Below are 21,994 nucleotides of genomic sequence, written 5' to 3'. Positions count from 1 at the left end.
AGCGCAGCCCCAGCGACAGCACATTGTTACCCAGGCCGCCGTCGCCTAGCTGCGCATCGTAGTTGAGATACCAGCCCCAGCGCTTGTCCACCGCCGTATTCAATCCCAGCCCGACCCAGCCGGCATTGCGCGACAAGCCGATCCCCTGCACCGTAAATCCCGCCGCCGGCGCACCCACATACGCCGCCCTGAAATCCAGGCTGCCCGCCGTGAACGCATGCTGCCAGGCTGCATACGCCTGTATTACGCTCAAACCTCCCGACCATTGGACACTGCTGGCGCCACGCAAACCCAGCAAGCCTGCCGTTTGCTGATACGCCTGGCTGTCCGCCGTCAGTCCGAACACCCCGCCGCTTTCCGTAAAACCACCGCGCTTGAGGTGATCGTAGGCCAGTCCGGCATAAGGCGTCAGCCGGGCATCGGCGGACAGGGGCAGCACATAACCGCTTTCCGCATAAGCCGACCACAGACTATCCGTGTGTCCCGCTCCCAGGTTTTGTTCCGTATTGCCAATCACCGCCGTGCGCGACACCGTGCTGTCGATGCCGGCCACGCCTGCCCTACCCGATACGTACCAGCCGCTCTCGCCAAACGCATGGCGGCCATACAGGGAGACACCGGTATTGTGTCCCTTGGATTGGCCGCCTAGCCGGTCAAAGCTGGCCTTGCTGTCGGCATACGCCAGCGCCGCACCGACGATCGTGTCCGGACCGAGATGAGTGTCGACCCCGAACTGGCCACCCCAGAGCGATGTATCGCCAGTGGCATAACCGCTCTCGCTCAGCTTGCCTGAAGCGCCGATGGCGCTGACCCACAATCCGGTACCGTCTTTCCCTTCCGCCTGGCTGCCCAATGCCGCCAGCCGATTGCCCAGATCGCGATTGAGCGCCTGCGATTGCTGGAACGTCAGCGCCTGGGCCGAGGCGTGGATCTGCCCCGACAGGCTATCGAGCACCTGCCCTGCCACCGCCACGCTGGCGCTCTTCTGCAAGGCCGCAGCGCTCGCCAGGAACGCCCCGTTGGTCCCGCTTACATTGCCGCTGGCGACCATCTGGTCCGCCGCCTGCAATCCGGTCTCCAGGTTGGCGGCCGCATTGTTGCGGGTAGGGTCGTTGCCAAACGCCGCCGCAGCCATGCTGGCCACATTGGTGCGGCTGATCTGCAGATCGACTTGCTGCGCCTGGTATGACAAGGTCGCCGCAATAAACACCCCCGGCGCGAAGCTGACACCGTCGGCCTCGAAGCTGAGATCCTTGAACTGGCCGCTGACACCGCCGGCAGCGCTCAGCACCTTGCCGGTGATACCGGCCTGCTGCGTGACATAACCCGAGGGATCCTGGTTGCCGCTCGGCGTGGTGGCGATCAGGTGCGAATTGCCGAGTATCGCCGCGCCGCCCACCGTCAAGGTGGTATTGAGCTGATTGGCCAGCACCGCCGTCGGCACCGCTACGTAATTGCCGTCGATGGTCAGGCCGGCGCCGCTATTGTTGACCCGGCCGCTATTGTTCACATTGCCGTGGATACGGCCGCCGTCGCCGCCGAGCTGGCCGGACGCGCCGACATTCACGCTGGAAGCGACCGCCCCGGTGATATTCAAGCGGCCACCGAGGATATTGCTGGCGCCGGTATAGGTATTGTTGCCGGCCAGGGTCAATTGGCCGTTGCCGCTCTTGTTCAAGCCGGCATCGCCGCCGATATCGTTCTTGAACACTGAACTGGCGTTATCGAACTGGACATTCACATTCGGCCCCAGCGCCAGTCGCTGATCAAACAGCGCCGGGCCGTTGACCGCCTTGCTGGCATTGAGCAATCCCCAGCCGTAAGTGGCCGGATCGTGCATATCTGTCGCTGTCGAGAGAATGGTTTGGCGGATCAGGTCGGCATTCATCCAGGGATAGGCTTGTTGCACCAGGGCTGCCGCACCACTCACCGCCGGCGCGGCAAACGAGGTGCCGTAGACGCGGGTGCCGGTGGTGCCAGAGATAAAATCGCCGGCTGCCGCCAGGCACCAGTTGGCGGCAACGCCGCAGCGGTTGGCGTAGCTTGAAATCATGCCCGGCACCGTATCGCTGAAGGAATAGCCACTAGCGCCACCGACAGCATTGACCGCCGTCACCGCCAGCCAGCCCTTTTGCAGGTCGGAGAACAAGCTGGGCAGGCTGGCATTCAGGTTCGGCTGGGTTGCGCTGTCATTGCCGGTGGACCAGATGAACAACCCCTGCTGGGCCACATACGGCTGGTACAGAGTATGCAGGGCAAGTGCCATACCGACCGACGCGCCGACGGGACTGACGCCGTTGGACTGGTTGAAAATCCGCACGCCCTTGCTAAACAGATCCTGATACATCTGGTTATTGAGCAGTAGACTGTTGTCGGTAGTGCCGGCGGCCGCTACCTGCAAGAACGCGCCGGGAGCCACACCTGAAATACTCCCCGCCAGAACCTCCGCCACTTCCGTGCCATGGCTATTGCCGTTGGCGCCGCCGACGCTGTAGACCGTCTTGCTGATGCGTCCGGCCAGTTGCGGATCGCTGGTATCGAAATCGGTATCGACTATGCCGACCGTGATGCCGGCGCCAGTCAGGCCTTGGCTACGGGCAGCCTTGATATTGCTGGGATCCAGCACGTTCAGCATGGTCGGCGGCGGTGTCACTACAGGTGGAGGGACTATCGCATTGCCGCTGTTGTTATCCGGTGTGGGAGTTGTCGTAACAGGCGGTGCCGTAGGCACGGCAGGTGCTGGCGGGCTGGTACCGGCACTACCGCCGCCGCCCCCGCCGCAACCCGCGATCAGGACCGATACGGCCATCGCAATCATCGACAACGAACATCCGGCAGACAGTTCCTTGTTCATAACATCCTCAGAATATTTGCTTCTATCATTGGCCAGACGGGCCATCCGTTTACTGTATTAACGGACGTCGTCGGACTTTCTTGAGAGCAAATTACGAGATTGTCAGGAGCTGCTTCTTTACCTTTATATTTCAGAAAACAAATTCAAAACACCTGCAAAAATACCTGTTAAACCGCGACTCCCCTCATCACCAGGCCAACCCAATGCGAAGTCGATTCGTCTGCGTTGGCCGACTTGTTTCTACCGCTATCCAACTTACCGAGCGCCGAATTGTAAACCAGCTTTTTTGCACGCCTGTCCAGCCGCTGTTTGATGCGCCCGGTCTGCTGGTCGCCATACGCAACGATCTCGTGGAACATGGATTTCAGAAGCGGTTGGTCAACCATATCCTGTTCCAGCTGACGCCAGATATCGCATTCGTTCCAGCGTCGAAAACGCATATAGGTGGTGTTCCATTTGCCAAATTCGGCAGGCAGGTTGCGCCATATGGATTTATTGCTGATGACCCAAAGTACGGCATCGATAAACAAGCGGTTATCGCGTCCTCTGGCGCCGGGATCGCCTTGCTTTCCCACCATTAAAGGTTCCAGCTTTTGCCATTGACTATCGTCAAGTTTCATCTCTACATTCCTGTCGTCATGCGCCTATACCGCCACTGTCTCAGGCTGCTTCCGCGGTTTCAAACAATGCCATGTCAGGGCTGCACATGAGTTTTTCTATATCGATCAGAATCAACATGCGCTGCTCTACCGTTCCCAGGCCGCTCAGGTATTCAGCCGACAAGGCCGCACCAAACTCCGGAGGCGGCTTGATTTCGTCACGGCTCAAGGTAAGCACATCAGAAACGCCATCAACCAGTATGCCGACGACACGCTCGGCGATATTCAAGATGATCACCACCGTGTGATGGTTATATTGAATATTCTCAAGACGGAATTTAATCCGTAAATCGACGATGGGCACGATGATGCCGCGCAAATTAGTGACGCCCTTGATGAAGTCCGGCGCATGAGCAATCCGGGTGACCGCTTCATAATCGCGGATTTCCTGCACTTTTAGAATATCAATGCCGTACTCTTCGCTGCCAAGCGTGAACACCAGAAATTTTTGTCCCTCTGACTCATCCTGTCCTGTCAGAATTTTGTTGTGATCGTTAGCCATTCCATTCTTTCTTTTTTCAAGATTTCTTACGCTACGCGGACGCCGCTTACCGCCTGGCGCCCTCGGCACTTCAAGCTGCAGCCAATAGCGGCGCTTTCTCGCGATTGGCGCGTTGCAACGCCGAGACATCGACAATCAGGGCAACGCTGCCGTCGCCAAGAATGGTGGCGGCAGAGATGCCTGGGACTTTGCGATAATTGGTCTCCAGATTCTTCACCACTACCTGATGCTGGCCGACCAGTTGATCCACCAGCAAAGCGAAACGTTTTCCTTCACCGTGCAAAATCACCACGATGCCCTGGGTAGGATCGGTGCGCGCATCGGCAACATTGAACACCCGATGCAATTCTGTCAATGGCAGATACTCGCCGCGCACATGCAGGACCTGCTCTTCGTTGCTCACGGAATGAATGTCTTCAGCGCGCGGCTGCAAGGATTCGATGACATAGTTCAGCGGCAGGATATAGACTTCATTGCCGACCTTGACCGACATGCCGTCAAGAATCGCCAGCGTCAACGGCAACACAATCTTGGTAGTGGTGCCGTTGCCCTGACGTGAGGAAATTTCGACATGCCCACCCATTTCCTGGATGTTGCGCTTGACCACGTCCATGCCGACGCCACGTCCTGAAACATCGGTAATCTTCTCAGCAGTGGAAAAACCCGGGGCGAAAATCAATTGCCAGACTTCGTCGTCGCTGATGGTGTCGCTGATCGCCATTCCTTGCTGGATCGCCTTTGCCAGGATTTTTTCCCGGTTCAATCCGGCACCGTCGTCGCTGACTTCAATCACGATATTGCCGCCCTGATGCTGAGCCGACAGCAGCAACTGGCCGACCGGGTCCTTGCCGGCAGCGATACGCTGTTCAGGTTTTTCAATACCGTGATCCAGGCTGTTACGCACCAGATGCGTAAGCGGATCGATGATGCGTTCAATCAGGCTCTTGTCCAGTTCCGTGGCCTTGCCAAAGGTCACCAGTTGCACCTGCTTGCCGAGTTTATCGGTCAGATCCCTTACCAGGCGCGGGAAGCGGCTGAATACATAATCCATCTGCATCATGCGGATCGACATCACCGATTCCTGCAGATCGCGCGCGTTGCGTTCCAGCTGTCCCATGCCGTTCAACAGGCGTTCATGCAGTACCGGATCCAATGTCGCCGCGGTCTGCGCCAGCATCGACTGAGTGATCACCAGTTCACCCACAAGATTGATGATCTGGTCAACCTTTTCCACGTCGACGCGAATCGAACTGGACTCCTTGGCGGCTGCGGATGCAACCGGAGTGGCTGCAGTCGCTGCAGCCTTTGACTGTGCCGAGGTTGACACTGCTGCCGCCGTCGCGATAGCGATTACCTTCGCCGCCACAGGTTCTGCCACCGCAATTGATTGCGGCTCGGCCATCGGTTGCGCGGCAAACGTAGATTCCACCGGTTCCGCCGGCGCACCCGCGTCCTGTTTGATGTCGATCTGATCGATATCGATGATGAAACAGCATACTGCGATGATGTCGTCTGCCTTGCAGCTGGTTTCCAGCCACAAGGTCAGGCTATCCTCACTTTGCGTCTGCGCCACCACAGTCCCCAGATTCTCCAGCTCTGACCCGAGCAGCTTGCGATCGCTTTCGGATATCCTGGAAAACTTTACCCGCAGTTGCGAACTGCCAGCCGCGACGGCAGGTGTTGGCCCGGCCGCCGGTGCAGCGCTGACGGCCAGCACTGGGAGCACCGGCGCCACCACCGCCTGACTAGCGGTGCCTGCGTTTTCTTCATTCGCCAATTGCTGCAAAACCGCGCAAATCCGCGCGACCATTTCAGGATCTGGTTCAGTACCGGCCCGATAAGCACTTATCTGTTCTTGTAGCACGTCTTTGGTTTCCAAAAAAGCGTCGATCATTTCCTTGCGCAGTCGTATTTCCTGATGACGGGCACGGTCCAGTAAATTTTCTAAAAGATGCGTAGTGTCGGTCAACGCTACAAACCCGAAAGTGGCGGCGCCGCCTTTGATCGAATGCGCAGCGCGAAATATGGCGTTCAAATGCTCGCTGTCAGGCGCATCCATATCCAGCCCCAGCAGCAACTGCTCCATTTCGGCCAGCAGCTCGTCCGCTTCTTCAAAGAAGGTCTGGTAAAACTCGGTAATATCCATATCGTTGTGATCTCCTTACTGCACTCTCTGATTGTTTGGCCTACGGCACTCCAACCGCAAAGACGCGTGACCTGCCGCCATCGCTACTCCGCATCCAGCAAACTGCCGACCACTTCCAGCAAGGTTGCGGGTTCTATCGGTTTTCTCAACCAGCCACTTGCGCCTGCTGCGCGCGCTTCGGATTTTTCTGTATCGCTGGCCTCGGTGGTGAGTACCAGGATCGGTGTCTCGGCATAATTTTCCAGCTGACGCAGCTCGCAAATCAGCTGATGGCCGCCCATGGTCGGCATATTCCAATCGGTCAGCACCAGATCGATCGCGGCAGCGTGCCCATGCGCATGCTGCATCGCGGCCTTGCCATCTGCCGCCAGCAGAACCTGGTAAGCACCGTCAGCCAGGGTCGCGGCAATCAGGTTGCGCATTACCGTCGAGTCGTCCACCACCAATATTGTTTTAGTTATCATATGAGCTCGCGTTCACGGCTTTTCACGATGTTCCGCTGCACCTGGCGACGGCTTGGATGCGCCCTCCCGCAACTGACTTGCGCTGTCTTTCTGCGCATCGAGCTTGAGGCCGGCATCGCTGCCGCTGACATTTTCCTGTTCTATCTGTGTCTGCGCACGCCGATTCAGTACCACGATGCTGATGCGCCGATTGACCGGATCCAACGGATCGGCCTTGTTCAGGTCCATGGTCGACGCCACTCCCATCACGCGCAGCACCTTCTGCTCGGTCATGCCGCCGCCGATCAGCTCGCGGCGCGAAGCATTGGCTCTGTCCGCCGACAACTCCCAATTGCTGTAAGACTTCGATCCAAGCACATAAGGTGTGGCGTCCGTGTGTCCTGCCAGCGTGATTTTGTTTGGCAGTTCATTCAGCACCGGTCCTATCTCGCGCAGGATGACGCTCATGTATGGCTGCACCTTGGCGCTGGAAATATCGAACATCGGCCGGTTGCGGCTATCGACGATCTGAATTCGCAGCCCTTCGCTGGTGATATCAATCAACAATTGCGGCCGAAACTGCTTGAGCACGGGATTGGCGTCAATCACCTGCTCCAGCCGTTTCTTCAATACCCGCAAGCGATCGGTATCGGCGGCATCGGGATTGCTTCGCTTGTCGTCGCCATCCACCTGTGTGAAATCAGTTCCACCACCGGGAATCACGCTGCTGCTGGAGCTGCTTTTCTCGCCGCCGCTGATAGCAACCTTCAACGGCATCTTGAAATATTCGGCAATTCCTTCCTTTTGTTTTGGCGAAGAGTTCGATAGCAACCACATCACCAGGAAAAACGCCATCATCGCCGTCATGAAGTCGGCGTAAGCGATCTTCCAGCTGCCGCCATGCGCCTGGTGCTTGCTGGCAGTGATCCGTTTGACGACGATGTGCTGTTTGTTAGTCTTGCTCATGCGGCCTCCACCTTGCGTCCGGAAGAACTAGCGGCTCTTGACTTGGCGCACATGATCATCCAGTTCCGTGAACGAAGGACGTTCGGTCGAATACAGCACCTTGCGGCCGAATTCCACCGCCAGTTGCGGCGCGTAGCCGTTCAGGTTTGCCAGCAAAGTGACCTTGATGCATTGGTACACTTTCACCGATTCCGCAACCTGATGCTCGATCAATGTCGCCAGCGGCGACACAAAGCCGTATGCCAGCAAAATCCCGAGGAAAGTACCCACCATCGCATGCGCAATCAATTCACCCATTTCCGATGGCGGCAAATTGGCAGATGCGAGCGCATGCACCACCCCCATTACCGCCGCCACGATACCAAACGCAGGCAATGCATCTCCAACTTTGGCCAGGCTGTGTGCCGGCACTTCGGCCTCGTGCTTGTAGGTCTCTATTTCATGATCCATCAGCGATTCGATTTCAAACGCATCCATGTTGCCGCTGACAATCAGGCGCAGGTAATCGGTCAGGAATTCAATCACGCGCGGGTCATGCTGCACCAGCGGATACTGCGCGAAAATGGGGCTGTTCAATGGATCGTCGATATCCGCTTCCAGCGCCAGCATGCCGTCTTTGCGCGCTTTCGCCAGCAGTACATAAAGCAAGGCCATCAACTCCATGTACAACTCTTTATTGTGCTTCGAGCTACGCAACAGTTTCGGCAATTCCTTGAGGGTGGCCATGATGGCCTTGCCATCGTTGCCGACCACAAAAGCACCAACCCCGGCGCCACCGATCATCAGCAATTCGACCGGTTGAAACAACACCCCGAGATGGCCGCCCATCATGGCGTAACCGCCAAACACAGAAGCTATAACAACGATATAGCCGACAAAAACTAGCACTTTTGATTCCCCTTGAAATAAACCTCATCAATTCCAGCTGCCGGATTGGCCAGATCAGCCGGATCGACCGGCATTGCTATCATGCTCAGGCGAAACCGCCCTTGGCATGACTCGCAATCCACTGTGGCACCGGCCGGTAGCCGTGCGCCGGATCATGATTCTGCTCCGACTCTTGCTCGACCAGCGGGGAACGCGACTTGCGGGTCTTGCCGGCACGCGACGGCGGCCGGCACAAGACGCAGACGAAACCGTTTTGCAGATCATGGGCGTGCGCCACGAAGCGGCCGCTGCAACGGCTACAGGTACTTAGCTGCAGCATGCCGCTGTCGAAGAAGCGGGTCAGGGTCCAGGCGCGGGTGAAATCCAGGATCGGCGTGCCGCCCTGCCGCTCAACTTGCTCCAGATAGAGCCGGTAACTCTTAACCACCGCGACAATCTGCTTGCCGTCGCCATGCGCCAGCATGAAGCGATAGATGTTGTAGAACATCGACGAATGGATATTCGACAGCCAGGTCATGAACCAGTCCGTGGAAAACGGTAGCAGTCCCTTGGGTGGTGAAATACCTTTGATCTCTTTGTACAGCTTGATCAGGCGATCACGGCTCAAGGAGGTTTCCGCTTCCAGAAATTGCAGGCGCGCGCCGAGTTTGATCAGGTCGATGGCCAACTGGATTTCCTGGGCTTCCAGGATCACGCTTTTGTTAGTAGCCACGATTGCCAGTGCCGAAGGTAAACGCGATGACGACGACCAGGGCGGAGCGCATCATCGGATGCCTTCCAGTGGTTGCCCTGCCAGCAGGATGGAAGCGTGGGCCTGCTGTAACGCATGGTCTTTGTCGCTATGCGTCAACGATGAAAGAATCGCGTGATCGTCGAACCGGAAGCGGCACAACAAGAGGCTGGATGCCGCCAGTTTCACCACTTGCGACAACGAGAGATTACCCAGCAGATCGGCCAGTTCCCGGCTCAATCCCATACGGAACATGGCTGTCGCTTTATCCTCTCGCAACAGACGCTGCGCCAACAGCAGATAGGATAGATTGACTTCACTTACCTCGTTTACAAATCCATTACTGTCCATGCTTTTCCCCAGACTGAGACTACTTATGAGTGTTTACGGCAATTGGTGAGCAATCTTTTAGTTTTTGTATTTTTTTGCTGCTTCCAAGCAATTATGGAATGTTTCAATAAAGAAATGAGTCGGGAAGGGTCTTGATATGAGTGAAATATTCGGCTGAATTGATGTAGGCATTGTTCCTACTTCAGCACCGCATTGCGCGGTAGCTTGGGGGGGAGATGAGAGAAATGCCGTTACGACAGTCTTGTCAGCGGCACTGCTGGCCTGCCTTGAGTTGCAAAGCAAGCTTGTCCAGCGCATTTTGCAAACGGCTGTAAGCTTCTTCTGTAACCTCTGATACGTTATTTCGCAATTGGTTCTCGATTTCTGCTGCAGATTGTGAAATTTCTGTCTGTTGCAGTACGGCGGCGGCGCCGCGCAAGCCATGCGCGAAGTTCGCGGACTCCACCCATCGCCTGTCTTTGATGCTGGCATTGAGACTGGCCAGTTGCAGATACCCGAACTGTAGAAAATCCGTCAATAACTCGTCGGGCGCGCTAGGGGTAGTCGGCGCCGGTTTCTGCGGAACCACCGGCGCCAGCGTCTGTCGCAATTGCTCACGGCTGATAGGCTTGGTGAGGATAGCGGTGCAATCCAGGCCTCTTGACTCACGCTGCAGATATTCGAGCGACATGCCGCTGTATAGAATCATCGGGATCGGAGGCAATGCCGATGCATCGGCCTCCCAGCGCCGAACCTGATGCAGCAGTTCGACACCGGTCATGTCCTCCAGCACATAATCGGTGATTACCGCCACCGGCCGGGTATGCGTCAGCCATAGCAAGGCTTCAGCGCCGGTAGCAACCAGTTCGCTTTGCCAGCCTTCAGCCGCAAGCTGCGCCTGCAGCATACGGCGGTTGATAGGATGATCTTCAACCACCAGAATTAACGCGGACCGCATCACCACCCCCTAGAGAAGGAGAAGATATCCTGTTTTGACATCAACCCTGGCGCCACCCATACGCGCAATATATAAGCGGAATACGCCAGCTTTCCGTCCGCCTAGCGCGCATGCAAGGGAATGCTCAAATTGACCACAGTGCCGATTCCCACCTCCGATTCGATGCGAATGCTGCCGCGTATCAAATCTGTAAACTCCTTGGCCAGCGACAAACCCAGACCCAAGCCGCGGCTACGGCCGGCGCGCACCGATTCAGCTTGATAGAAAAATTCGAACAAATGTTTCAGTTCTCCTTTGGCGATGCCGGGACCGGTATCCAGCACTTTGATCTTGAGTTTATTCATGCGTGTGGTCACCTCTATCGTAACACCGCCGGTCACGGTAAATTTGACAGCGTTATCGAGCATGTTATTGAGAATTTGCGACAACCTGACCCGATCGCACAGGAAATTGCGTGGCAAGTCCGGCGCCAGCCGCATCTGGAAACTCAGGCCCTTCTTGTCGGCGTTGATTTTATGCATGGAGCCGACGTATTCGAAATAGCTCAGCGTATCGATATTCTCGTGGAATATCACTACCCTGCCGGTTTCGATACGTGCCAGGTCGAACAAAGTATTCAACAAACCATGCAAATAGATCGCGCTTTGATGAATCAGGTCGCCGAACTCGCGACTCTGCGGATCGCTGCTGGTATCTCGCACCAGCTCGGAATAACCGTGGACGCCGCTCAGGGGGGTGCGCAGTTCGTGCACCACGGTCGCCAGAAAGCGCGATTTCCGCTTGTTGGATTCGCTCGCGCTGCGCCGCATGGCATCGTATTTTCTTACTACCTCATATTGTCGCCTGATGGTCCGGTAGGTCAGTGTAATCAATAACAAGATCAATAAGGTCGGCACGCAGGCGTACATGACGTACCCCATCAGCTTGGAGTCTTCCTGTCCCGGCAACGGCTCCGGATCAGGCAGTTTCACCGACAACAGAAGCGGGTAAGGCGCCAGTTTGCGCGACACCCACGAATGCTGGTCGTCAGACGCTTTTTGACCGGTGAACAGCTGATCCTTGTCAAGTTCGCTATTGTCCAGTTCCATGATCGTTTCATCAATCCGGCGCAAGATCATTCTTTCGTTTAGATGCGACGCCTCGGAAGCGATGCCATCGGTGCCGACTACCTGCTGCTGGCCGGCACGAATCCGGTCCAGATTCGCATACAGCGCCGGTAGGCGATCTACTGCGAATTCCAGCTCCACGATGCCGGTGAAATCTCCCTTGTCAGAGAAGATACGGCGCGCTATATGCATCACCCATTGATCGCTGCCGAGCAATCTGCGCGGTCGGGAAAAGCGCAACGAATCGTCCAGATGGTCGCGATGGGCGATATACAATTCATTGCCGCTCCAATCGGAACCGATCGTATTTCGGGTTGAGGTCACCAGGCGCCCAGCCTGGTCAACTATCGTCAACTGCGTGTATAAACCGCCAAATATCGCGGTGTAGCGCTGCAGGTCGATTTTTCCACCGGCATTCTGGTAGTCGCTGCGAACCAGTTTTAGCAAGCGATCGCGCTCATCTATCGATCGTAGCAAACGCTGGGAAAAATCGCGTACCACGATGGTGTGGCTAAGCTGGATGGTTTTAACGTCGCGTTCATAGTCGGAACCGATTTGATAACCGGCGTACAGCCAGACGTAGCCAATGATAAGAATGGCAATTACGACGATCGCGTAGACAAGGCGCATGAAACGCGGGCCGCAAAACAGGTTGTCCGTCTTTGAAACGGCTAGCAGGCGACGCCAGGCAGAGGTAAATCTTTGCATTACGATGAGCATACAATCAATTGGGAACTGTGACAGATATTACCGTCACAATAGGCGCAGCATGTCGGTGATTGTGGTTTTAGCACCGGAGTAACTTAAACGTACCCGCTATTATCCCGCATCGTCGAAGCTGGCCGCTGATCAATTTACACTTGCCAGCATTGGCGCCGACATCGACATCGGCTGCTCATCGGCAGCATGCTTTTCCGCCAAATCGAAAGATGCAGGCGATTTCGCCGAATCGTGCTGTTTCGGCATGGCTGAATGCGATCGATATGATCGCCCGGCTTCCGCTTCCAGGCGGAAGATACTGACGGCTTGCAGCAGTTCCCCGGCCTGCTCCTGCAAACTGTGCGCTGCCGCCGCTGCCTGCTCTACCAGCGCGGCATTCTGTTGCGTGGCCTGATCCATTTGCCCCACTGCCTGGTTGACTTGTTCGATGCCGCTGCTCTGCTCCTCGCTGGCTGCAGCAATTTCGGCCATGATGTCGACCACGCGCCGGATCGAAGCAACAATCTCGCTCATCGCGGCGCCCGCTGCGTCGACCTGCTTGCTGCCAGCGTCAACCCTGTCGACCGATGCCCCGATCAACAGCTTGATATCTTTGGCGGCCACTGCCGAACGCTTGGCCAGATTGCGCACCTCGGCTGCCACCACCGCAAAACCACGGCCCTGCTCACCGGCACGCGCTGCTTCCACGGCGGCATTCAGTGCCAATATATTTGTCTGAAAGGCAATACTGTCGATAACGCCGATGATGTCGCTGATCTGGTGCGAGCTACCCTTGATCAAGGCCATGGTGGCAACCACGTCAGACACTATCTGGCCACCGCCCACGGCCACCGTAGCCGCGTTTTCAGCTAGTTGGCTGGCCTGTCGCGCATTGTCGGCATTTTGCCTGACGGTCGAGGTCAGTTGCTCCATCGAAGCCGCGGTTTGCTCCAGGCTGGCGGCCTGTTCTTCGGTACGGCTAGACAAATCCAGGTTGCCGGCGGCGATCTGACGCGAGGCTGTGACGATATTTTCCGTACCGTTGCGCACCCGGCTTACCGTGTCCCGCAAGGAGAAAATCATCTCTTTAATACCCTGCAGCAGCTGCCCGGTTTCATCTCGGCTTTTTACTTCGACACTGGCACCAAGGTCACCTTGCGCCACGCGCTGCGCCACGGCGACAGCATCATGCAGCGGCTTGACGATGCCGGCGGTCAAGCGCCACCCAAACAATGCTCCGAGCACGATTGCCAGGACACCAAACGTGACCAGCAACATCCTGCCGGAGCGATAGTTGGCGGCAATGTCGAGCGCACCGGCATCAATTGCCTGGCGTTGCGCATCGACGAACTTCTGCAACTTGTCCATGTACGCCTTGCGCGCCGGATCCAGATCCTTCTCTATCATGGCTGTAGCGCTTTCTGCGCTGCCGTACAGCCGCGTAGTCAGCACGGTATCCCGCATTTCGGTGTAGGCGGCGCGGGCAGCGGCTATTTCGGCCAATTCCTGCCGGCCCTTGTCGTCAGACAGTCCGTGTAGCTTGGTTTGCAATTCGGAGGCGCGCTCCGAGGTTGCGTTCATTTCCGACTGAAAAATTTTCTGGATTTTACTATCGTCACTACGCACTACCGCCATCGTACGCACCGCATTGACCGCTACCGCATCCTGCCAGTCCCCGGCTAGTCTTTCACGCACCAGGGATTGCGACACCATGGTCTCGACAGCGGCGCCAGTTTGCTGCAAGCGCCAGATACCTATTCCTGTAATTGCCACTACCAGTAACAAGATGGACGTAAAACCGACTGCCAGCCGGATCCCTATTCTGGTATTTGTAAACTGCATGTCTCACTCCAGTTTCAACCACTTGGCCGGTGCGGCTGTCAGGTGGTCAGTTTGTTGTTAGCTTGTCAATCAACCCGATTTCATCGCTCGACATCAATTTGTCGATATCCAGCAAAATCAGCATGCGGTCGTCGAGCGTCCCCAGGCCGATCAGATAATCCGTGTTGAGGACTGTCCCCATTTCCGGCGCCGGCTTGATTTGCTGGCTGGACAGGGTAATCACGTCGGACACGCCGTCCACCACCATGCCTACCGTGCGCTGCCCCAGATGCAGGATCACGACCACGGTAAACTGGTCATAGCTGGAAGCATCCAGTTTGAACTTGATGCGCATGTCGATGATGGGCGTAATGACCCCACGCAGATTGACCACCCCTTTCAGGAAATCAGGTGCGTTCGCAATTTGGGTAACGTTGTCGTAACCGCGCAGTTCCTGCACTTTGAGGATGTCGATCCCGTACTCTTCCTTACCCAAGGTAAAGGTAAGGAATTCGTGGCCGGCGACTTCATTTTGAACGGCGGAACGGCGCATCTGAGTCGGCGTTTGAGCGGCAAGCGTCATGAACTTGATCCTTGATAAATTGAAATGCACCTGCTGTCGTATCGAACGGCGAAATCCAGCTTAAAAGTCTGGTTTGGTGCAGCAGGTTAAGTGACTCAATATAAACAGGAGCAAACGCTATCGATGGTGGGAAAAGGGCTTGAAACAGCCCTCTATTCAAGGCTTGGACGGGTGATCATCCCGCTCGTGGGAGGAAATCTGCAGGCTTATTCGAGTAGACCGTGCTCGATGGCGTAATGGGTCAGCTCGGCGTTAGTGCTTACCCCCATTTTTTCAAGTACGCGCGAACGATAGACACTCACGGTCTTGGGGCTGATGGAAAGACTTTTTGCAATTTCGGCGCGGGTCTGGCCCGAGGCGATCATCCGCACAGTCTGAAACTCCCGGTTCGACAATTGTTCATGTGGCATCAGCATGTCTTCTTCAATGACGTGATTCGCCAGTGATTCGGCCAAGCCTTTGCTGATGTATTTACGACCGCGCGCGACTACCCTCACCGCTTCCACCAGTTCATCGGGAGCGCCGTCTTTGGTCAGGTAGGAGGCCGCACCCGCCTTCAGGGCACGTACGGCAAATTGTTCCGGACTGTGACTGCTTAGCACCATGATGCGCAGCCCAGGTTCGCGCCTTTTGAGCAAATGCAGGATTTCAATGCCGTCTTTGCCCGGCATGGAAATATCCAGCAACAGGACATCGCACTGCTGCTCTCTCAGGATATCGATGATGCCGTTATAGTCGCTAGCCTCGCCGATCACGGTGATACCGGGGCTGGCATTCAGGATATGCTGCAACCCACGCCTGACAATGCGATGATCATCAGCGATCAATACCCGAATCGGCGACGCAGCGTTCATATCCATGATTCTTTGAACAATCTCATTTCACAATCGAAAACCGAATATTATCGATCGGCAATTATGTCTGCACAATGCGACAGAAACAACTTTACCTACAATATGCGCACATTTTGTTGCAATGTCGCCCATTCATATTAAATAGATAATACTTGTCTTCGAGCTGTCGTCAATCTTGCAAGATTCAAGCGGGCTCCGGCTGCGTCGAATCATTTTCCAAGCTATATATCCACGCCAGTAATTCAGCCACCGCCAGATAAAGTTGCGGCGGAATCTGCTGGTCCAGGTCAACGTGCATCAACAGCTTCACCAGATCGGGTGAGGCATGTACATACAAGCCGTTTTCACGCGCCCGCTGCACAATCGCATCTGCCACCGCGCCATAACCCTTTGCCACAACCACCGACGCCTGGTCCGGGCTGGCATGCGATAACGCTATCACGCTTTTACGGCTTGAACCCTCAGTTTCCATAGCGGCCCACCGGCTCGTCAACGCGATGCATTTGCAGTGCTCCAGCTTGCCAAACGCAAGGAAAATGTATCACCCGGGGATGTGTCCCCCAGACAACGAACATTACTCTAATACAATTATTTACTTTTGTTGACATTTTTTTTATCCGATTCGTCTTCGGTTGCCGCTTGTGGCAATTGCGCCACTTCCAAGCCGCCTAGGGGCAAGCCAGCCGCCGAAAATCGCTGCCGCAACTGTCCGCTGTCGGCGCGCATGGCATTCATCGTGGCTACCTCGGCAGCGCCAAGATCTGCACGCCAGCGATCGTTCACCAGACTCAGACGTAGTTCGATACTGCCGAGCCGGGGCAACGTCATGCTCACGCGGGTACTCCAGGTGGGCGGGGTGCTATGCGGATTGTTACTGTCTGCACCGCCTTGCTGGCGCCGCCCCTGCTCCGTGACCTCCCATTCCATGCCGGCACCCGGCCAGGCCTCACCGCTCCAACGGAATTGCGACAGCGCCAGCAGCTCAAGCTGTTGACGCACCAGGGGAATTGCATCCGCCGCTATGCTTGCTGCAACGTGGCTGGTGACGGGACTGGAGGCAGTGGCAGGTGTCTCGGCGGCCGCTAACTGCAGCCTCAGGTGTGCTTGCGGTTCTTGCAGCAGCTGGGCCAACGAACGCTGGCCGCTGAAAAATTGCAACAGATGGGATTCGTAAAATAAGCCGCTGTCCGCCACACTGCGCGCCAGAGCGGCGGACAGTTGTTGCGGCTCCGGTTCCTGTGCAGCGGTTGCCGGCCACAAGGGTGCGCTGCCACGTACCGGCTCGCCCTTGGCTGGCGCGCTACCCAGCAACTCACTGATGACCCGCGCAGCTGCGCTCAAGCTGGCGCCGTCAGCAACACCCGGCGCCAGCCGGGCGACGCCAGGCTGCACCGGCTGGCCAAGGTCGACGCCGAGCTGGCGGTCGACTGCCGCGCGCGACGGCAGACGGGTATCGTTCGCAATCGCTTCGATATCGGTAGTCGCATCCGGCGCATAGATGGCGAGCTGCCCTTTCAACGGCACCAGATCAGAACGTTGCATCGGCGCCGTCGCCAACACCTTGTCAATCAGGGGCGTGCCGCCACTCATGGCACATAGCCGAAATTACTGACCATAAGCATGGTTGAGGTGTTGCTGACGATGCAGATTGCCCAGCAACCTGCTCAGTTGCGCCAGTTCCGGAGTAACGATATCGCGGATTTCTGCATCGGCGGCCAGGATCAGAGTCAGCAAGTCATGCTTGCGTACCAGTTGCGACGGCCCCAGAGGCGCCGTCAGTTCAATCTCTTTCAAACGCTCGACACAAGACAGAAACTGCTGTTCCAGCAGTACCAGGCCGTCCCAGTCGCTGGCGCGCGCCAGTTCCAGCATGCGACTAGTGAGCGGCGCGAGTTGCTCGTAGCAATCCATCACATTATGTTGAGACGCCATATCATCCCCTTGTCGAAAGATCGGTAGCATCCAGGCTGGCTTTGAGGCCGTTATCGACGATGTTGATGGCTTTCGATATGGCATTGCCTTCGACCAGAATTTCAGCGCTTTCGATGCCGATCCGTGCGTAGGCCCGAGCGCCCGGACTAATGGCTTGATTAGGTGCAGATGATGTGTACATAAACCGTTATTTTAATTATCTTACTTGGAAGTATCGTTGATTGTCGCAAATTGCTGGGGCAGGTAGCTGCTGGTCTGGCTCATGCTGGCAACCAGCCCGCCGAGCTCCGTGAATTACATTGCATAACTTGTGATCGTCGCACTGATCGACGCCTGGATGCTGGTCATTTGCGTAGCCAGTGTCTTTAGTTGCTATTCAAACCGTCTGTCGCCGTTTTCGACAGGCCGCTGCCGGTGATACCGGTGGTAAGCAAGGTCGACATCTGCGCACCGATGCCGGTAGTCCCCGTAGCGCTGGAAAACAAGTTTTGAATGCCGCTCAGATTCGTACTCAGTGCCGTCGTCAATTTGGCGATCTTAACGATTGTCAATTATCAGCCTGAATTTCGATCCGTTGAATAGCCAGGTTTTTTGGCAGCAGTTGTCGCTTTGCATTGCATTGATAGCTGGTACGCTTTGAAGCTTGGCATGTTGCTGAATGACGTGATGGTCGATTTGCAAAAAGCGGGTGTCGGCTTTCAAATGGATTTGCAGGTGCGTAACAAGCTGGTGGCAGCGTATCAAGAAATTTTCAATTTACCGGCCTGGAAGCTGCTCAAAGACTGCTTTCGCTGCGGCCCCAGCAAGGGACTTCCCCGAGCTTGAAGCAAGCTCTGCATGACCTGGAGCAAACCTTAGAGCACCTGCAATTCGGTTTAAAGTTAATTCAGGAACATTTATTTTCACGTAACCCTAAATGTTTCCGATGTCGCTGTCGATAACATGACTAACGGTGGCTTTCATCCCGGTAAGGGTGGGCAAACGTTACGGCGACTTAGCCGACATCCAACAATTTTAGTTACAGGGGTCACAACATGTCAGTCATTAATACCAATATCCTCTCGTTAGTTGCACAAAACAACCTGACCAAATCGCAATCTGCGTTAAGCAGTGCGATCGGGCGCTTGTCTTCCGGCCTGCGTATCAACAGCGCCAAGGACGATGCTGCGGGTCAGGCCATCGCCAATCGCTTCACCGCCAGTATTACGGGTTTGACGACGGCACAACGTAATGCTAACGACGGCATCTCGCTGGCGCAAACCACCGAAGGCGCGCTGAACGAAATCAACAACAACTTGCAACGCGTCCGTGAACTGACAGTGCAAGCGGCCAATGGCAGTAACTCCGCTGCTGACAAGGCCTCGATTCAGGCTGAAATTACCCAACGCCTTGGTGAAATCGACCGTACTTCGGCACAAACCGATTTCAATGGCGTGAAAGTACTTTCTTCATCGGCCAAGACGCTCAGCGTGCAGGTCGGTGCCAATGATGGAGAAACTATTTCGATTGGCTTATCCGAAATCAGTTCGAAGACGCTGGGTTTGACCGGCTTCAATGTGGACGGCACTGGCTCGCCAAATAAAGGGGCAGCCTCTACCGATTTGTTGATCGCAGGGTTTGCTGCCGGCGCAACGACTAATGGCGTCACTGCTTACAGCCGCACATTGACTGCAGCCGCTAATGGCGCCACTTCAGACAACGCTCTGGCTGCCATTCAAGATAAGGGTACAGTCGCCGTCGGTACGCAAACTTACACCTATAACGCTGCGAACCAGAGCTATTCTGTCGCCGACTCTGCTCGCACACTTGCTAACACGAACGCCTCACTGACTCCCCCCGCTGGCGGCAGTGTAACTGCTACTGTCACCATTGGCGGCAAGTCCACAAATGTCAATATCGATAGCAAGGGTGCCCTGACAGACGCTTCCGATGGTTCTGCACTGTACCTGGATGCAACCAAGAACCTGACCAAGACAGGAACGGCTTCCGTCGCTGCTACCGTCACGAATCTGACTGCTGCTGCAACGGGTATGCAATCTGGTGATACGATCAAGATCGGTGCCACTGGCGCTACCTACACTTCGGCCGGCGCCAACTTTACCGTGGCTGGTGAAGCAGCTTCGTCTACCGCGGTTGCCGCCGACCTCAAAACTAACGGTGGCACTGTCGACGTCGATGGTACGGGCGCTACTACATACACAGCGACTGCTGGCGGAGCATTGACTGGTGCTTTTATCGGTGCAAGCGGATTGACAAAGACCGCCCTCGAGACAGTCAATCTGAATAGCAATGGCGTTGTGACTGATGCATCTGCCAACGTGGTTTATACCGATACGGCCAATCCTGGCAAACTCACCACCAAGACTGTTAGCAACGCCACGGTAACTGTTGACCCTTTGAAGGCGTTGGACGAAGCTTTGTCAAAGGTAGATAAATTGCGCGGCTCGCTGGGTGCGGTACAAAACCGATTTGACTCGGTGATTTCCAACCTTGGCTCCACGATCACCAACCTGTCTTCTTCCCGTTCGCGTATTCAAGATGCAGACTATGCAACTGAAGTGTCGAACATGACACGTGCGCAGATCTTGCAACAGGCAGGAACTTCGGTGTTGGCGAAGGCTAACCAATCGACTCAAGGCGTTCTGTCGCTGCTGCAATAAGCTTATAGACGACGGCACAAACGGCTGCTACATGCGTTTGTGGCGGTGGGCTGCCCGTGCGGCGGCCCATTTTTTCCGGCGTGCCGATCGAGTGGGCGTAGTGAATTGACGTAACTAAGGCTGTCCAGTCATGCCTGGACAATGCGACTTCGAAAATGCGCATTGGAATACAGGCGTGAGCGGACAGCGGTTTTTACGGGAAAGCAAGCATGTCGTTTCAACTTCAAGCGTCGTGCCTGTCGCGGCAGGCAGTACCGATAGCGTGGATGAAAAAAAACAAAGAATGTGACTACCGTCAATCCCGAGCAGATGAAGGCTGTGCTGATAGTGAAAATAGTTTCTCAAGGCCTTGCTAATGCAGTTCCGCATGGAGCATCGCTGAGTCACGATTAACTGAAATTGATAGGATCTGATATGACAACGGTTTCTAGCCTGGGTGTTGGCTCTGGACTTGATTTGAATACTTTGCTGGCCGGTCTGACGACGTCTGAACAGGTACCGGTAACAATGCTGACGAATCAGCAAAGCAGCTACAATGCCAAGCTATCGGCCTATGGCACGCTGCAAAGCGCATTGAGTGGATTGCAGGCTGCTGCGGCGGCGCTCGGCTCGGTATCCCTGTTCCAAAGCGTGACGGCGAGCTCCAGCGCCACCGGCGTGTTGGCGGCTAGCGCCACTGCCACGGCCAAGAGCGGTACTTATGCGGTGAATGTGACGCAACTGACGCAAGCGCAGTCGCTGGTGGCAACTGGCGTTGCCAGCACCACTACCGCGATTGGCAGCGGTGCCCCTACTACGGTCACGTTACAGTTCGGCGCGATTTCCGGCGGGACGCTGAATGCCGGCACCGGCACTTATTCCGGTGCGACGTTTACCGCAGATGCCACACGTCCCGCCACCTCGATCACGATCGATTCTTCGAATAACACACTGGCCGGTATCCGCGATGCCATCAATGGCAACGCCGCGATGGGCGTTACGGCAACGATCGTCAATGATGGCAGCAGTACACCGGATCGACTGGTATTGACGTCCAACGCCACTGGCGTGAAATCAAGCATGAGTATTACGGTCAGCGGCGATGCGGCAGTGTCGAATCTGCTGGCAAATGACCCGGCGGCGACCCAGAATATGCAGCAAACCGTGGTCGGACAAGATGCCAAACTGACGGTCAACGGAATCGCTGTCAGCAGCGCTAGCAATACCGTCGCGGAAGCAGTGCAAGGCACCACCATGACCTTGACCGCGATCGGCAGCAGTACGCTGACACTGGCGAACAACACCGCCGACGTGCAGACGGCGATCTCAAATTTTGTGAAGACTTATAACAATTCGGTGAGCATAGAGAATAACCTGAGCTCCTTTAACGTGGCTGCAAACACCCAGTCAGCTCTGACCGGCGATGCAACACTACGCAACATTCAGACGCGTATCCGTTCACAGTTGAACACGCCGCAGGCTGGCGGCAACCTGACGATGTTGTCGAATATCGGCGTATCATTCCAGACCGATGGCACGCTGGCAATCGATTCGACCAAATTGACGGCGGCATTGAACAGCAACATGAGCGGTGTCCAGAATCTGTTTTCCAGTGCCACCGGCAGCACCGGCCTCGGTTCGCAAATGTCGACGCTGATCACCGGTTTCATTAACACGGGCGGAGCCCTGCAATCTGCGACCGCTGGCGTGAATAACACACTGAAGTCGCTGGCGACGCAGATCAAGAGTGCGCAAAGCGTGGCCGATGACACGATTGCGCGCTATAAGCTGCAGTTTAATCAGCTCGATGTATTGATGAGTTCGATGAAGACGACCAGTGCTTATTTGACAGCGCAATTCGCCCCCGCTACAACTTCATAAAGG

The 21,994-nt window shown here is 55.9% G+C and carries 21 protein-coding genes and 1 pseudogene; 3 read left to right on the top strand and 19 right to left on the bottom strand.

The annotated features are described in order from the left end of the window. The 19 genes from BM029_RS17755 to BM029_RS17670 all read right to left on the bottom strand — a co-directional run. On the bottom strand, nt 1-2,854 hold a 2,854-nt coding region (locus BM029_RS17755; protein ID WP_244545111.1), incomplete at its 3' end, for an autotransporter serine protease. A gap of 167 nt (nt 2,855-3,021) precedes the next feature. Beyond that, entirely contained in the window at nt 3,022-3,474 is a 453-nt protein-coding gene (locus BM029_RS17750; RefSeq protein WP_092438259.1) for a transposase, read from the bottom strand. 40 nt (nt 3,475-3,514) lie between these two features. After that, on the bottom strand, nt 3,515-4,015 hold the full coding sequence (locus BM029_RS17745) for a chemotaxis protein CheW (RefSeq protein WP_092438257.1): 501 nt from the start codon (nt 4,013-4,015) through the stop codon (nt 3,515-3,517). Nucleotides 4,016-4,085: 70 nt separating this feature from the next. Then, nucleotides 4,086-6,161, bottom strand: coding sequence for a chemotaxis protein CheA (gene cheA, locus BM029_RS17740; RefSeq protein WP_092438255.1), 2,076 nt, complete (start codon nt 6,159-6,161; stop codon nt 4,086-4,088). Nucleotides 6,162-6,244: 83 nt separating this feature from the next. Continuing rightward, nucleotides 6,245-6,625, bottom strand: coding sequence for a response regulator (locus BM029_RS17735; RefSeq protein WP_371329135.1), 381 nt, complete (start codon nt 6,623-6,625; stop codon nt 6,245-6,247). A gap of 12 nt (nt 6,626-6,637) precedes the next feature. Beyond that, nucleotides 6,638-7,570: a flagellar motor protein MotB gene (gene motB, locus BM029_RS17730; protein WP_092438253.1), complete on the bottom strand. Its 933-nt coding sequence runs from the start codon at nt 7,568-7,570 to the stop codon at nt 6,638-6,640. A 27-nt stretch (nt 7,571-7,597) separates the two neighbouring features. Then, nucleotides 7,598-8,458: a flagellar motor stator protein MotA gene (motA, locus tag BM029_RS17725; protein WP_092438251.1), complete on the bottom strand. Its 861-nt coding sequence runs from the start codon at nt 8,456-8,458 to the stop codon at nt 7,598-7,600. Nucleotides 8,459-8,543: 85 nt separating this feature from the next. Continuing rightward, on the bottom strand, nt 8,544-9,170 hold the full coding sequence (gene flhC / locus BM029_RS17720; protein WP_092438250.1) for a flagellar transcriptional regulator FlhC: 627 nt from the start codon (nt 9,168-9,170) through the stop codon (nt 8,544-8,546). A gap of 51 nt (nt 9,171-9,221) precedes the next feature. Next, on the bottom strand, nt 9,222-9,539 hold the full coding sequence (gene flhD, locus BM029_RS17715) for a flagellar transcriptional regulator FlhD (RefSeq protein WP_092438248.1): 318 nt from the start codon (nt 9,537-9,539) through the stop codon (nt 9,222-9,224). Between the two features lie 244 nt (nt 9,540-9,783). Continuing rightward, nucleotides 9,784-10,476: an Hpt domain-containing response regulator gene (locus BM029_RS17710; protein WP_092438246.1), complete on the bottom strand. Its 693-nt coding sequence runs from the start codon at nt 10,474-10,476 to the stop codon at nt 9,784-9,786. Between the two features lie 101 nt (nt 10,477-10,577). Next, nucleotides 10,578-12,290: a sensor histidine kinase gene (locus BM029_RS17705; RefSeq protein WP_170851125.1), complete on the bottom strand. Its 1,713-nt coding sequence runs from the start codon at nt 12,288-12,290 to the stop codon at nt 10,578-10,580. A gap of 141 nt (nt 12,291-12,431) precedes the next feature. Further along, the gene (locus BM029_RS17700; protein WP_092438242.1) at nt 12,432-14,123 is read right to left on the bottom strand and encodes a methyl-accepting chemotaxis protein; all 1,692 of its coding nucleotides are present in this window, start codon (nt 14,121-14,123) and stop codon (nt 12,432-12,434) included. A 46-nt stretch (nt 14,124-14,169) separates the two neighbouring features. Then, nucleotides 14,170-14,685, bottom strand: coding sequence for a chemotaxis protein CheW (locus BM029_RS17695; protein WP_092438240.1), 516 nt, complete (start codon nt 14,683-14,685; stop codon nt 14,170-14,172). A 206-nt stretch (nt 14,686-14,891) separates the two neighbouring features. After that, complete coding sequence (locus BM029_RS17690) at nt 14,892-15,545, bottom strand: response regulator (protein WP_092438238.1); 654 nt, start codon at nt 15,543-15,545, stop codon at nt 14,892-14,894. A gap of 178 nt (nt 15,546-15,723) precedes the next feature. Further along, the gene (locus BM029_RS17685) at nt 15,724-16,011 is read right to left on the bottom strand and encodes an EscU/YscU/HrcU family type III secretion system export apparatus switch protein (RefSeq protein ID WP_092438236.1); all 288 of its coding nucleotides are present in this window, start codon (nt 16,009-16,011) and stop codon (nt 15,724-15,726) included. Between the two features lie 116 nt (nt 16,012-16,127). Then, the gene (locus BM029_RS17680) at nt 16,128-17,129 is read right to left on the bottom strand and encodes a flagellar hook-length control protein FliK (RefSeq protein ID WP_092438234.1); all 1,002 of its coding nucleotides are present in this window, start codon (nt 17,127-17,129) and stop codon (nt 16,128-16,130) included. A gap of 15 nt (nt 17,130-17,144) precedes the next feature. Further along, a complete protein-coding gene (locus BM029_RS17675; protein WP_170851124.1) occupies nt 17,145-17,471 on the bottom strand; it encodes a flagellar protein FliT in 327 nt (108 codons plus the stop codon). A 1-nt stretch (nt 17,472) separates the two neighbouring features. Then, complete coding sequence (locus BM029_RS25690) at nt 17,473-17,652, bottom strand: flagellar export chaperone FliS (protein ID WP_211482502.1); 180 nt, start codon at nt 17,650-17,652, stop codon at nt 17,473-17,475. A gap of 184 nt (nt 17,653-17,836) precedes the next feature. Continuing rightward, nucleotides 17,837-18,022: a hypothetical protein gene (locus BM029_RS17670; RefSeq protein ID WP_092438231.1), complete on the bottom strand. Its 186-nt coding sequence runs from the start codon at nt 18,020-18,022 to the stop codon at nt 17,837-17,839. An 88-nt stretch (nt 18,023-18,110) separates the two neighbouring features. Between BM029_RS17670 and BM029_RS17665 the strand changes: the two are divergent. The 3 genes and pseudogenes from BM029_RS17665 to fliD all read left to right on the top strand — a co-directional run. Then, nucleotides 18,111-18,233 (top strand): annotated as a pseudogene (locus BM029_RS17665) (flagellar hook-basal body complex protein FliE); the annotation flags it as partial. A 272-nt stretch (nt 18,234-18,505) separates the two neighbouring features. Next, a complete protein-coding gene (locus BM029_RS17660) occupies nt 18,506-20,131 on the top strand; it encodes a flagellin N-terminal helical domain-containing protein (RefSeq protein WP_092438228.1) in 1,626 nt (541 codons plus the stop codon). A 414-nt stretch (nt 20,132-20,545) separates the two neighbouring features. Next, nucleotides 20,546-21,991, top strand: a complete 1,446-nt coding sequence (gene fliD / locus BM029_RS17655) for a flagellar filament capping protein FliD (protein ID WP_092438226.1) — start codon at nt 20,546-20,548, stop codon at nt 21,989-21,991. The last annotated feature ends 3 nt before the right edge of the window (nt 21,992-21,994 follow it).

Origin of the sequence: Collimonas sp. OK607 (assembly GCF_900111995.1) — a bacterium.
Classification (GTDB): domain Bacteria; phylum Pseudomonadota; class Gammaproteobacteria; order Burkholderiales; family Burkholderiaceae_D; genus Collimonas.
Note: the sequence above shows the minus strand (reverse complement) of the source record. Positions and strands in the feature narration are given on the sequence as shown.

What these genes read in the sequence shown, in the direction of transcription:
- BM029_RS17685 (WP_092438236.1), bottom strand. Translation starts at nt 16,011, where the DNA reads ATGGAAACTGAGGGTTCAAGCCGTAAAAGCGTGATAGCGTTATCGCAT.
- motB (WP_092438253.1), bottom strand. Translation starts at nt 7,570, where the DNA reads ATGAGCAAGACTAACAAACAGCACATCGTCGTCAAACGGATCACTGCC.
- BM029_RS17745 (WP_092438257.1), bottom strand. Translation starts at nt 4,015, where the DNA reads ATGGCTAACGATCACAACAAAATTCTGACAGGACAGGATGAGTCAGAG.
- BM029_RS17680 (WP_092438234.1), bottom strand. Translation starts at nt 17,129, where the DNA reads ATGAGTGGCGGCACGCCCCTGATTGACAAGGTGTTGGCGACGGCGCCG.
- flhD (WP_092438248.1), bottom strand. Translation starts at nt 9,539, where the DNA reads ATGGACAGTAATGGATTTGTAAACGAGGTAAGTGAAGTCAATCTATCC.
- BM029_RS17700 (WP_092438242.1), bottom strand. Translation starts at nt 14,123, where the DNA reads ATGCAGTTTACAAATACCAGAATAGGGATCCGGCTGGCAGTCGGTTTT.
- BM029_RS17675 (WP_170851124.1), bottom strand. Translation starts at nt 17,471, where the DNA reads ATGGCGTCTCAACATAATGTGATGGATTGCTACGAGCAACTCGCGCCG.
- fliD (WP_092438226.1), top strand. Translation starts at nt 20,546, where the DNA reads ATGACAACGGTTTCTAGCCTGGGTGTTGGCTCTGGACTTGATTTGAAT.
- BM029_RS17750 (WP_092438259.1), bottom strand. Translation starts at nt 3,474, where the DNA reads ATGAAACTTGACGATAGTCAATGGCAAAAGCTGGAACCTTTAATGGTG.
- cheA (WP_092438255.1), bottom strand. Translation starts at nt 6,161, where the DNA reads ATGGATATTACCGAGTTTTACCAGACCTTCTTTGAAGAAGCGGACGAG.
- BM029_RS17705 (WP_170851125.1), bottom strand. Translation starts at nt 12,290, where the DNA reads ATGCAAAGATTTACCTCTGCCTGGCGTCGCCTGCTAGCCGTTTCAAAG.
- BM029_RS17690 (WP_092438238.1), bottom strand. Translation starts at nt 15,545, where the DNA reads ATGGATATGAACGCTGCGTCGCCGATTCGGGTATTGATCGCTGATGAT.
- BM029_RS17735 (WP_371329135.1), bottom strand. Translation starts at nt 6,625, where the DNA reads ATGATAACTAAAACAATATTGGTGGTGGACGACTCGACGGTAATGCGC.
- BM029_RS17695 (WP_092438240.1), bottom strand. Translation starts at nt 14,685, where the DNA reads ATGACGCTTGCCGCTCAAACGCCGACTCAGATGCGCCGTTCCGCCGTT.
- BM029_RS17710 (WP_092438246.1), bottom strand. Translation starts at nt 10,476, where the DNA reads ATGCGGTCCGCGTTAATTCTGGTGGTTGAAGATCATCCTATCAACCGC.
- BM029_RS25690 (WP_211482502.1), bottom strand. Translation starts at nt 17,652, where the DNA reads ATGTACACATCATCTGCACCTAATCAAGCCATTAGTCCGGGCGCTCGG.
- BM029_RS17660 (WP_092438228.1), top strand. Translation starts at nt 18,506, where the DNA reads ATGTCAGTCATTAATACCAATATCCTCTCGTTAGTTGCACAAAACAAC.